Source organism: Paenibacillus sp. 1001270B_150601_E10, assembly GCF_015558675.1.
In the GTDB taxonomy this organism is placed as follows: Bacteria; Bacillota; Bacilli; order Paenibacillales; family Paenibacillaceae; genus Paenibacillus_B.
The window spans coordinates 14,244-24,560 of sequence record NZ_JADMOL010000020.1 but is presented as its reverse complement, the minus strand read 5'-3'; the positions used below and the strand labels follow the sequence as shown (position 1 = coordinate 24,560).

The following is a 10,317-nucleotide window of genomic DNA, read 5'->3' as shown; positions in this document are numbered from 1 at the left end:
AAAATGTAAACATTATACGTTAGTTAACGAAAATGTATGCATCCTTTTTCAAAAAAGGGCTTGACATTTTAGCCAAGTAAAGACATGGAGACCATCCTAATACTGACATTATATAATAATAACATAATGGTCAATCAGAGTCAACTTTAAAAAAACATTTTATTTCAATTCCTCTAATTTAACCTATATGTTGGACTTAATGGCTTGATAGATTCGATATCCTTTATCCTTCGCTACCTCTTCTACCTGCCCTTCTCCAAATAGAGATTCCAGCTTCGCTACCGCAGATGGTGCACCTTGCTTCTTCTGAATGACAATCCACAGGCTTCCACCTATCGATAGATGCTCATAAGCCTCTTCAAATATCCGATGAACAACATCCTTACCAGCTCGAATAGGAGGATTGGTCAAAATCACATCAAAGTCTCTATCATTCACCTCAGCTAAGGCATCACTTTGAAATATGGTTGCATTTGAGATTCCGTTAAGCTTGGCATTCTCCTTTGCAAGTGCTAGAGCACGTTCATTCACATCCACCATATATACCTGTCCATGCGGAGCAAGCTTTGCAGCTGTGAGACCAATCGGACCGTATCCACAGCCTACATCTAGAACCTTGCTGTTCTCTGCAATATCCATATGCTCAATCAACACTCGACTTCCATAATCGACAGCATCCTTGGAGAAGACTCCGGCATCCGACACAAATCGAAGCGGATGTCCTCTTAGATTAAACTGCAGCTGCTTTCGATCATGACCGACTTGCTGCTTATTGCTATAATAATGCTCCATGGGAGTATACCTCCTATCCCCGGCCGAACTGCAAGCCTATGTGTTCATTGTCTAAGATGCGGCTAAAGCGCCTGTATGGAAGACTGCGTATCCTAGACAATAAACCCCTTGAAGAATCTTCAAGGGGTTTATACTTACAGTCACAACGATGACTATTTAAGTTCAACAGTTGCGCCAGCTTCTTCAAGCTTAGCTTTAACAGCTTCTGCTTCTTCTTTGCTAACTTTTTCTTTAACAGCTTTAGGAGCGTTATCAACAACTTCTTTAGCTTCTTTCAAGCCAAGACCAGTGATTTCGCGAACCACTTTGATTACGTTGATTTTGCCAGCGCCTGGGCTAGTCAAGATTACGTCGAACTCAGATTGCTCAGCTGCAGCTTCTGCTGCGCCGCCGCCTACTACTGCTACTGGAGCAGCAGCTGTTACGCCGAATTCTTCTTCGATTGCTTTTACAAGATCGTTCAATTCCAATACGGACATGCCTTTAATGGCTTCCAAGATTTGCTCTTTGCTCATTAGGATACCCTCCATTTTAGTAAATAATTTATATTGCGATATCGGTTGTTCCGAACCTCAATCTTACGCTTCTGCTTCTTGCTTCTCTGCAACTGCTTTGACTGCAAGTGCGAAGTTGCGCATAGGTGCTTGGAGCACGCTGAGCAACATGGACAACAAACCTTCGCGGTTTGGCAATGCTGCAAGTGCTTGGATTTGCTCTACATCAACAACGCGGCCTTCTACAACGCCACCTTTGATTTCAAGAGCTTCATTCTTCTTAGCGAAATCGTGAAGGATCTTCGCAGGCGCTACTGCGTCTTCACGGCTGAACGCGATTGCTGTAGGACCAGTCAATGCTTGGTCAAGCTCACTCAATTCAGCTTCTGCTGTCGCACGACGTACCATTGTATTTTTCAATACTTGGAATTCAACGCCAGCTTCACGCAGTTGTTTACGAAGCTCTGTTACTTGAGCAACGTTCAATCCACGGTAGTCAGCAACTACTGTTGTTACGCTGTTGCGCAATTTGTCAGCAATTTCATTTACCGAACTTTGTTTAGCTTCGATAATTTTTGCGTTTGCCACTCGATCCACCTCCTACAAGATTGTTTATCAACCGCATCCTGTCCGACAATTCCGGCCTACTCGAGCATAAGAAAAGCCTCTGCAAGTATTCTACAGAGGCATCACGAGCGAATGATGTGCAGGTGAACTACACACCTTCGCACTCCTTCTATTCGAACACCTCGGTAGGAGATTAAGCCTTACGGCACCTACTGTCTACGGTACGATTATTCAATGTTAGATCACGTTGTTCACAACAACTTCATTAGAGTACCACGTCTGATTGACAATTGTCAACAGATACCGTGACTTACCAATTCAGAACCAAATCTTAACGGTAAGAAGCTGTGTTTACACGTGCTGCTGGCCCCATCGTAGAAGAAACGGAAATGTTCTTCAGATATACACCTTTTGCAGAAGCTGGCTTCGCACGGTTCAAAGCATCGATCAAAGACTTCAAGTTTTCGTTCAACTTGTCAGCATCAAAGGATACTTTACCGATAGGTGCATGGATTTGACCTGCTTTATCCAAACGGTACTCGATTTTACCAGCTTTGATTTCTTGAACAGCTTTAGTAACGTCGAAAGTAACCGTTCCGGCTTTAGGGTTAGGCATGAGACCTTTACCACCGAGGATACGTCCCAATTTACCTACTTCACTCATCATGTCTGGTGTTGCTACGCAGACATCGAAGTCGAACCAGCCTTGTTGGATTTTGTTGATGAGATCTTGATCTCCAACATAGTCCGCACCAGCTGCTTCCGCTTCTTTTGCTTTATCGCCTTTAGCGAATACGAGTACGCGTTTTGTTTTACCTGTTCCGTGAGGAAGGACAACAACACCACGAACTGCTTGGTCTTGCTTACGAGGGTCTACACCCAAACGAACAGCTGCTTCAACTGTTTCGTCAAATTTAGCTACTGCTGCTTTTTTCACCAACTCAATTGCTTCAGCTGGCTCATATACTGCATCTTTATCGATAAGCTTTGCAGCTTCGATATACTTTTTACCGCGTTTTGCCATTAGTATTTCCTCCTTTGTGGTATTAACGGATAAACCTCCCACAGCGTATGAAGACTACGAATTAGTCTTCGATAACGATACCCATGCTACGAGCTGTACCTTCAACCATGCGCATTGCTGCTTCCACAGTTGCTGCGTTCAAGTCTTCCATCTTCGTTTGAGCGATTTCTTGAACAGCGCTGCGTTTTACTGTAGCAACTTTTTTCTTGTTAGGTTCGCCGGAACCCTTCTCGATTTTAGCCGCTTTTTTCAGCAATACTGCAGCTGGCGGAGTTTTTGTGATGAATGTGAAGGAACGGTCTTCAAATACAGAGATCTCAACAGGAATAATCAAACCTACTTGTTCTGCAGTTCTCGCGTTAAATTCCTTCGTGAACGCCATAATGTTCACACCTGCTTGACCCAATGCAGGACCAACCGGTGGTGCAGGATTCGCCTTACCTGCAGGAATTTGCAATTTCACAACTTTAATGACTTTTTTCGCCACGTCGTGCACCTCCTTACGCTAATTAAGTGGGCGGAAGTTCCCTTACCCACCATACAGAAACCTATGCAAGATCTATTAAATCTTCTCCACTTGATGGTAATCCAATTCAAGAGGGGTTTCTCTACCAAACATGTTAACGTGAACTTTAAGCTTCTGCTTATCCGTCACAATCTCCTCAACTGTACCTACAAAGTTAGCAAAAGGACCAACTTTAATGCGTACAGATTCTTTGAGATCGAATTCGACTGAAGGTCTTGGCTCTTCCATCCCCATCGTCTTCAAGATCTGTTCAACCTCTTCTGGAAGCAACGGGATAGGCTTGGACCCTGAACCGGTAGAACCGACAAAGCCAGTCACTCCTGGTGTATTGCGGACAACATACCAAGACTCGTCTGTCTGAATCATTTCCACTAGCACGTATCCTGGATAAACCTTACGCATGACGGTCTTTTTCTTACCGTCTTTGTTTACCACTTCTTCTTCCATAGGAACAAGAACGCGGAAGATCTTATCCTCCATGCCCATGGATTCTACACGCTTCTCCAAATTCGCCTTAACCTTGTTTTCATACCCGGAATAGGTATGAACAACATACCATCTTTTTTCCATAATTCAGGCCACCTTGGGACTTATATTAGATAATCGCTTCGACGATCGCAGAAATCCCGATGTCCAACACCCAAAAATAAAGCGCAACAAACACGACCGTGCAAAGTACTACAATCGTATAACTTGTAAGCTCTTTACGGTTAGGCCAGCGAACTTTCTTTAACTCGCCCCAACTGTCGGCAAAGAAGGAAAACATCGAACCGAAACTTTGTTTCATCTTACCTAAGAAAGCCACGGACTACCCCTCCTCTGACTTATCTTGTTTCGCGATGTGCAGTTTGCTCGTTGCAGAATTTACAATACTTCTTCAACTCGATGCGGTCTGGGTGATTACGCTTATTCTTCGTAGTTGTATAGTTGCGTTGTTTGCAATTCGTGCAAGCCATCGTAATAATAACGCGCATGTCGTACACCTCCTGAAAGACACCACTATTAGATAAGAAGCGCCAAAAATTAACCTAAAACGTACGCAAATTTAGGGCTACCTGATACACTTTATCACACGGGTCATATTGTGTCAATGCTTAGATACCGTAGCCATGGGGGATTACGCCCTTTCACTCTACCATAGGCGACTGCCATAATACAAAGGAAATGATCGTTAATTCTATTCAACTAAAAGAGTCCTACGTATCATATAGAGAGGTGTAACCTACACCCATTTGCGAATTGTCGAAAAAGGTTTTCATCTTTTTTCAGGGCGAACCTAGCATTTCTGCGATCTATGCTACAAGTCAGTATGGGATATTCTAATCCCTGCTAAACCTCTAACGATGAAACTTATCTTTGACGTATATTGGCGCTTCTATTATCGCCCATCTCATAACGCGCAAGCGTAAAATTGCACCCTTTTCCATTTAGACTAAGCTAATATTGATAACACCTTAAGCAAAAAGCCGCACCTTTCACTCAAGTGAACGTTACGGCTGTGTGAATGCATATGAATGTCTAGGGATAAAAGGAACCTTACTCTTGCCCGCCGTCACGAACCTCTAGATAGCGTTCAAGCTTGCGCTTTACTCTCTGCAAAGCATTATCAATGGACTTTACATGGCGATCAAGATCAACAGCGATCTCTTGATAGGATCGTCCGTCCAAATAAAGCATGAGCACCTTACGCTCCAGATCACTTAAGATCTCAGACATCTTATCTTCTAAACCAACGAATTCTTCACGATTGATAATGAGCTGTTCGGGATCGGATACTCGAGAGCCGCCGATAACATCCAGCAAAGTTCGGTCAGAGTCTTCTTCGTAAATCGGCTTGTCCAAGGATACATAAGAGTTCAGGGGAATGTGCTTCTGACGGGTAGCAGTCTTGATAGCTGTAATGATCTGTCGAGTAATGCAAAGCTCCGCAAAAGCCTTGAAAGAGGCTAGTTTATCACCGCGGAAATCACGAATCGACTTGTACAGGCCAATCATGCCCTCCTGTACGATATCCTCTCGATCCGCGCCAATTAAGAAATAGGAACGAGCCTTTGCGCGTACAAAGTTACGATACTTATGAATCAGATACTCCAGCGCATCGCTATCACCTTCACGAACCGCCTCCACAAGCTGCTCATCCGTTAACCTGTCGTGTGGAAACGTGCTTATTTCTTTTAGGTTAACACTCACTAGCAATCCCTCCGGCCTGCAACGCGATCTATTGTCACACAAGATAATTCTCTGTCCACTCTCTATATATGTACAAACCCAACATGAAGGGCTGTTCTCTATCATCCAACAGGAAGCATCCGTACTTTCTATGATCTAGCAGTCCAATCATGACAAAAATGATAGATTCAGTATATATGAGTTTATCTAACAGCGTCAACCGCGCGGTCAGTCATTTTAAGCGAAAAAAAATTACCTATCTTGCCTAAAACGTGGAATTATTTAGAATCCTCTTGATTTCCGCGACGCATTCGTTCAAGCTTCAGTAAAATATCGAGACTCAATTTATCCTCTAAAGGATTGCGCTTTAAAGGGGCCTGCGTCCTCTCCTTAATCTGCGCTTCAATCTCCTTCTTCGCTTGTCCGATCACGAGTTTCAGTTCTCGGGCAGAGATGCGAAGCGCTCCTTGAGCGAAGGTCACATGCTGCTCGACCAAGTCTGAAGTCGCGACATAGATCTGGCGTCTGCGATGCCTCATCTCCCGAACAAGGCGTTCAATGCATTCATCAGCGGTCTCTTTTTCTTTGGTAAAATAAACCTGAATATTTTTTTGTTTATACGTTACTCCTAAGCCCGGAACTCGGTAAGCATCGAATATCACCAGCACCCGTCTTCCAGAGTAGGCTTGATAATCCGCCAGCATATCGAGCAGCTGATCTCTCGCCTCTTCTAAGTTCGTTTGGGAGAGCTGCTTCAACTCCCCCCAAGCTCCAATCATGTTGTAGCCATCTACGAGCAGGATATCCCGCCAATCCTCCACCTTCACCATAACGGCCTAGTCCCGGCGACGACGAACGACCTCATACATGAAGATTCCTGCAGCCACTGAAGCATTCAACGAGTTAATCTGACCTGACATTGGCAGCTTCAAGAGGACGTCGCAGGACTCTCGAATCAAGCGGCCCATCCCTTTATTTTCATTTCCGATGACGATCGCTACTGGCGAATCTAAAATGTTCGCATCATAAATCACCTGTGTAGCCGAGACATCAGTCCCTACAATCCATACGCCCCGCTCCTTCAATTCTTCTATCGTTTGAGCGAGATTCGTAACACGAGCGACCGGAACATATTCCACTGCGCCTGCTGAGATCTTGGACACCGTTGCCGTTAAGCCCACAGACCTGCGCTTTGGAATGATGACACCGTGTACCCCTGTGCAATCAGCCGTACGAAGCATCGAACCCAGATTGTGCGGGTCTTCAATCTCATCGAGGATGAGCAAAAACGGCTTCTCTCCACGTTCCTCCGCGCGAGCAAGCAGATCATCCACTTCTACATAGTCGTAAGCGGCAACCTGAGCAACGACACCTTGGTGCTGAATACCTTCAGCCATTTGATCAAGCTTACGCTTGTCCACATTCTGCACGACGATGCCCGCCTTTTTCGCTTCTGCGATAATCGGCTGCGTCAGATGCTTCTGTGCCTGTTCCGCGATCCAAATTTTATTGATTGTTCGTCCGGAACGCAAAGCTTCCATAACGGAATGCTTCCCTGCAATTAATTCTTCTTGCATATCAGTAGTCTACCTCCTCGTGCTGCAACCGCATGAGCACGTACGATTTCTTTGATGTATATTACTTCTGGTCTTCAAATAGCAGTCCTGCGATCTCGCGAAGACGATCCATCTTGTTCTCGATATATAAATACCCAAACAGCGCTTCAAGCGCCGTTGCTTGCCGATAGTCGTTCATATCTGCATTTTTAGGCACCGCAGACTTGGCATTGCGCCCTTGTCTTACGATATCCGCTTCTTCTTCTGACAATTGGTCCTGAATCTTGTTCAACAGTCTCGCTTGTGCCTTGGCTGATACAAAGCTTATCGCTTCGCGATGCATATGATGAGGGCGGTGATTCGGCTGAGACAAGATCCACTGCCGAACCATAACTTCATAAATGGCATCTCCGATATAAGCAAGAGTGATCGGATTCATTTGCTTGCTTGGCTTAGAAGGAGGGAATGGAAACATCCACCCCTCCGCCAAACCTATTGGTTGTTCATTCATTCGCGATTCTCCTATCCGATGCTTACGCTCTCTTCCAGCGAACACCTTGCGGTGTATCTTCTAGCACGATGCCTTTTGCTGTCAAGAGATCTCGGACCTCATCTGCGCGGGCCCAGTTTTTCGCCTTTCTAGCATCCGTACGCTCTTGAATCAATTGGTCGATCTCCTCATCCAGAAGCTCATCTTCCTGATCTGCAACGAGACCAAGCACTCCATTCATCGCTTCAAAGGTATCCATGATCAAGAGAAGATCGGCAGCTTCCACTTGCTCGCCTTTTTGCTGGACATACACATTCGCTTCGCTAGCCCATTCAAACATTGCCGTGATCGCATCTGCTGTGTTGAAGTCATCCTGCATTTTAGCATCAAACGCTTCAAGAATCCCAGCCATTTTAGCCTGAAGTTCTGCATTCGGCTCACCGCTTGCTTCTCTTGCTTCATCTACAGACTGCACACCTGCTGCCTGCAGTGCATGCTTCACGTTGCCGAAGGCATTAGCTAGACGCTCCTGCGAATTTACAGCTTGCTGCATTGCCTCATTCGTAAAGTTCAATGGATTGCGATAATGCGTAGACAGCATGAAATAACGAATAGCTGCTGGGTTGTAAGTCGTTCGCAAATCTTTTACTAAAATGCCATTGTTCAGCGACTTCGACATTTTCTCGTTGTTAATATTAATATAACCATTGTGCATCCAAATGTTCGCAAGCGGCTTGCCTGTCATGCATTCGGATTGCGCCACTTCGCACTCGTGATGCGGGAATTGGAGATCTTGGCCGCCGCCATGAATATCAATGGTGTCACCGAGATATTGATGCGCCATTGCAGAGCACTCTATATGCCAGCCTGGGCGTCCCTCGCCCCAAGGACTTGGCCAAGCAATTTCACCAGGCTTCGCAGCCTTCCACAGCACAAAGTCTTCTGCGGATTCCTTGCGTGCATCCACTTCTATCCGAATGCCAAACTGCAGCTCATCCAGATTCTGATGCGATAGCTTGCCGTAATCCGGGAACTTTTTCGTATGGAAATAGACGTCTCCACCGGATTCATAGGCAAATCCTTTGTCCACAAGACCAGAAATAAACGCAATAATCTGATCCATATGCTCCGTTACGCGCGGATTAATCGTAGCTCGTTGAATGCCTAACGCATCGGTATCCTCATAGTAAGCTTCGATAAATCGATTTGCGACCTCAGGAACCGTAAGATTCATTTCATTGGCTTTATTGATCAGCTTATCATCGACATCGGTAAAGTTCATGACATACTGAACCTCATACCCTGTCGTCTCCAAGTAGCGTCTAACGACATCGAATACGATAGCGGGCCTTGCATTACCAATATGAATATACCCATATACGGTTGGACCACATACATACATGTTTACTTTGTCAGGATGTTCTGGCTGTAATGGCTTTTTCGTACGAGAAAGCGTGTCATAAATGTGTAGTGTCATACGCGGATGACCTCCTTTGATCGTTCTGACTTTGGGTCAAGTTGTTCATTCCTTAGCTCTTCGTAATCTTTTCTCAAGGTCTTCAGTTCATCATACAAGCGATGGATCTCGTCTTCGAGTGACCGAACCATGTCAATCATCGGATCAGGCAGCTGGGCATGATTCAATCGATCAATGCGCATGCCGTCCCGCTTCACAATTCGACCTGGGATTCCAACCACCGTACAATTTGCAGGAACCTCTTTTAGGACGACTGAATTCGCCCCGATATTGGAGTTATCTCCTATTTTGAAAGAGCCCAGCACTTTTGCTCCTGAAGCGATAACCACGTTGTTCCCAACCGTCGGATGCCGCTTGCCCTTTTCTTTACCGGTACCACCTAAGGTTACACCTTGATAGATCACGACATTGTCGCCGATCTCACAGGTTTCCCCGATAACAACGCCCATCCCATGGTCGATAAACAGCCGTTCACCAAGCTTAGCGCCTGGATGAATTTCAATTCCTGTAACAAACCGGCTGAATTGCGAGATGATGCGCGCTAATGTGTGCCATTTACGGACATATAAACGATGAGCTAACCGGTGCATCCAGATTGCATGCAGACCTGAGTACGTAAAGATGACTTCGAATCGGCTTCTTGCGGCAGGATCGTTTTCAAATACGGTTTGAATGTCGGATCGCATCCGTTTAAGTACACGTCCCATGACCAGACCCCCTACGATTTCTCTAGTGTACGTTGAAAAAATAAAGGAAATTTGATTGAAGTCCATTTTCTTGTCAGCATGATTTGCTTCATCTTCTGCCGCATCATTATGTTGGACCAAATGACTTGCAAGAGATAAGCATGATATACCCTGTAGCTCAGATTGCGCGAGCCTCTCTTTGAGGCCATAACATGAAACATCAGAGCAGATGGTGGACCGATTGAACGTCATCTTTGCCTGACCTGATGAATATGCACGATTAGAGTAAAAAAGCGCCCCTGCAGCATCGCTGCAGAGACGCTTCGCGCGGTCCCACTCTGCTTGAAAAAGGAGATATACCAACAGCATATAACGATATCAGATATCGCCATTCTGTTAATGATTCCCTCTTTCCCCTTCACGTTCGGTAACGAGAACGAATCGTCATCCTCTACCTGATTCACGCGAGCTTCTGTTAAGGAAGAAGCTTCTGCGCTATCACCGCTCAAGGATGAAGCTCACGGGTGCAATGCAAT

14 protein-coding genes and 1 other annotated feature are annotated in these 10,317 nt (G+C 45.4%); all 14 genes read right to left on the bottom strand.

Annotated features, from left to right (window positions below; translation table 11 throughout):
• Positions 1-183: 183 nt before the first annotated feature.
• Complete coding sequence (locus I2H74_RS23490; RefSeq protein ID WP_195576681.1) at positions 184-792, bottom strand: class I SAM-dependent methyltransferase; 609 nt, start codon at positions 790-792, stop codon at positions 184-186.
• Between the two features lie 152 nt (positions 793-944).
• Positions 945-1,307 (bottom strand): 50S ribosomal protein L7/L12, encoded by a 363-nt coding sequence (rplL, locus tag I2H74_RS23485; RefSeq protein ID WP_195576680.1) that lies wholly within the window; start codon positions 1,305-1,307, stop codon positions 945-947.
• A gap of 63 nt (positions 1,308-1,370) precedes the next feature.
• The gene (gene rplJ / locus I2H74_RS23480; protein ID WP_195576679.1) at positions 1,371-1,874 is read right to left on the bottom strand and encodes a 50S ribosomal protein L10; all 504 of its coding nucleotides are present in this window, start codon (positions 1,872-1,874) and stop codon (positions 1,371-1,373) included.
• Between the two features lie 60 nt (positions 1,875-1,934).
• Positions 1,935-2,093, bottom strand: a sequence feature (ribosomal protein L10 leader region).
• A gap of 91 nt (positions 2,094-2,184) precedes the next feature.
• A complete protein-coding gene (gene rplA, locus I2H74_RS23475; RefSeq protein WP_195576678.1) occupies positions 2,185-2,877 on the bottom strand; it encodes a 50S ribosomal protein L1 in 693 nt (230 codons plus the stop codon).
• 61 nt (positions 2,878-2,938) lie between these two features.
• The gene (gene rplK / locus I2H74_RS23470; protein ID WP_085498963.1) at positions 2,939-3,364 is read right to left on the bottom strand and encodes a 50S ribosomal protein L11; all 426 of its coding nucleotides are present in this window, start codon (positions 3,362-3,364) and stop codon (positions 2,939-2,941) included.
• Between the two features lie 75 nt (positions 3,365-3,439).
• Positions 3,440-3,973 carry a transcription termination/antitermination protein NusG gene (nusG, locus tag I2H74_RS23465; protein WP_195576677.1) on the bottom strand — a complete coding sequence of 178 codons (534 nt, stop codon included), beginning with the start codon at positions 3,971-3,973 and terminating at the stop codon, positions 3,440-3,442.
• Positions 3,974-3,998: 25 nt separating this feature from the next.
• Positions 3,999-4,190: a preprotein translocase subunit SecE gene (secE, locus tag I2H74_RS23460; protein WP_195576676.1), complete on the bottom strand. Its 192-nt coding sequence runs from the start codon at positions 4,188-4,190 to the stop codon at positions 3,999-4,001.
• A gap of 37 nt (positions 4,191-4,227) precedes the next feature.
• Positions 4,228-4,377: a 50S ribosomal protein L33 gene (rpmG, locus tag I2H74_RS23455; RefSeq protein ID WP_085498959.1), complete on the bottom strand. Its 150-nt coding sequence runs from the start codon at positions 4,375-4,377 to the stop codon at positions 4,228-4,230.
• 562 nt (positions 4,378-4,939) lie between these two features.
• On the bottom strand, positions 4,940-5,593 hold the full coding sequence (gene sigH, locus I2H74_RS23450; protein WP_195576675.1) for an RNA polymerase sporulation sigma factor SigH: 654 nt from the start codon (positions 5,591-5,593) through the stop codon (positions 4,940-4,942).
• 257 nt (positions 5,594-5,850) lie between these two features.
• Positions 5,851-6,393, bottom strand: coding sequence for an NYN domain-containing protein (locus I2H74_RS23445; RefSeq protein WP_324254152.1), 543 nt, complete (start codon positions 6,391-6,393; stop codon positions 5,851-5,853).
• Positions 6,394-6,408: 15 nt separating this feature from the next.
• Positions 6,409-7,149, bottom strand: coding sequence for a 23S rRNA (guanosine(2251)-2'-O)-methyltransferase RlmB (rlmB, locus tag I2H74_RS23440; protein ID WP_195576673.1), 741 nt, complete (start codon positions 7,147-7,149; stop codon positions 6,409-6,411).
• A 61-nt stretch (positions 7,150-7,210) separates the two neighbouring features.
• Positions 7,211-7,639 carry a Mini-ribonuclease 3 gene (locus I2H74_RS23435; protein ID WP_195576672.1) on the bottom strand — a complete coding sequence of 143 codons (429 nt, stop codon included), beginning with the start codon at positions 7,637-7,639 and terminating at the stop codon, positions 7,211-7,213.
• Positions 7,640-7,661: 22 nt separating this feature from the next.
• Positions 7,662-9,095 carry a cysteine--tRNA ligase gene (cysS, locus tag I2H74_RS23430; RefSeq protein WP_195576671.1) on the bottom strand — a complete coding sequence of 478 codons (1,434 nt, stop codon included), beginning with the start codon at positions 9,093-9,095 and terminating at the stop codon, positions 7,662-7,664.
• Positions 9,092-9,802: a serine O-acetyltransferase gene (gene cysE / locus I2H74_RS23425; RefSeq protein ID WP_195576670.1), complete on the bottom strand. Its 711-nt coding sequence runs from the start codon at positions 9,800-9,802 to the stop codon at positions 9,092-9,094. The genes cysS and cysE overlap by 4 nt, the downstream gene beginning before the upstream one ends.
• Between the last annotated feature and the right edge of the window lie 515 nt (positions 9,803-10,317).

Bases quoted from the DNA above. Each gene is read 5' to 3' on its own strand.
- I2H74_RS23490 (WP_195576681.1), bottom strand. From the start codon at position 792: ATGGAGCATTATTATAGCAATAAGCAGCAAGTCGGTCATGATCGAAAG.
- rplL (WP_195576680.1), bottom strand. From the start codon at position 1,307: ATGAGCAAAGAGCAAATCTTGGAAGCCATTAAAGGCATGTCCGTATTG.
- rplA (WP_195576678.1), bottom strand. From the start codon at position 2,877: ATGGCAAAACGCGGTAAAAAGTATATCGAAGCTGCAAAGCTTATCGAT.
- nusG (WP_195576677.1), bottom strand. From the start codon at position 3,973: ATGGAAAAAAGATGGTATGTTGTTCATACCTATTCCGGGTATGAAAAC.
- secE (WP_195576676.1), bottom strand. From the start codon at position 4,190: ATGAAACAAAGTTTCGGTTCGATGTTTTCCTTCTTTGCCGACAGTTGG.
- rpmG (WP_085498959.1), bottom strand. From the start codon at position 4,377: ATGCGCGTTATTATTACGATGGCTTGCACGAATTGCAAACAACGCAAC.
- rlmB (WP_195576673.1), bottom strand. From the start codon at position 7,149: ATGCAAGAAGAATTAATTGCAGGGAAGCATTCCGTTATGGAAGCTTTG.
- I2H74_RS23435 (WP_195576672.1), bottom strand. From the start codon at position 7,639: ATGAATGAACAACCAATAGGTTTGGCGGAGGGGTGGATGTTTCCATTC.
- cysS (WP_195576671.1), bottom strand. From the start codon at position 9,095: ATGACACTACACATTTATGACACGCTTTCTCGTACGAAAAAGCCATTA.
- cysE (WP_195576670.1), bottom strand. From the start codon at position 9,802: ATGGGACGTGTACTTAAACGGATGCGATCCGACATTCAAACCGTATTT.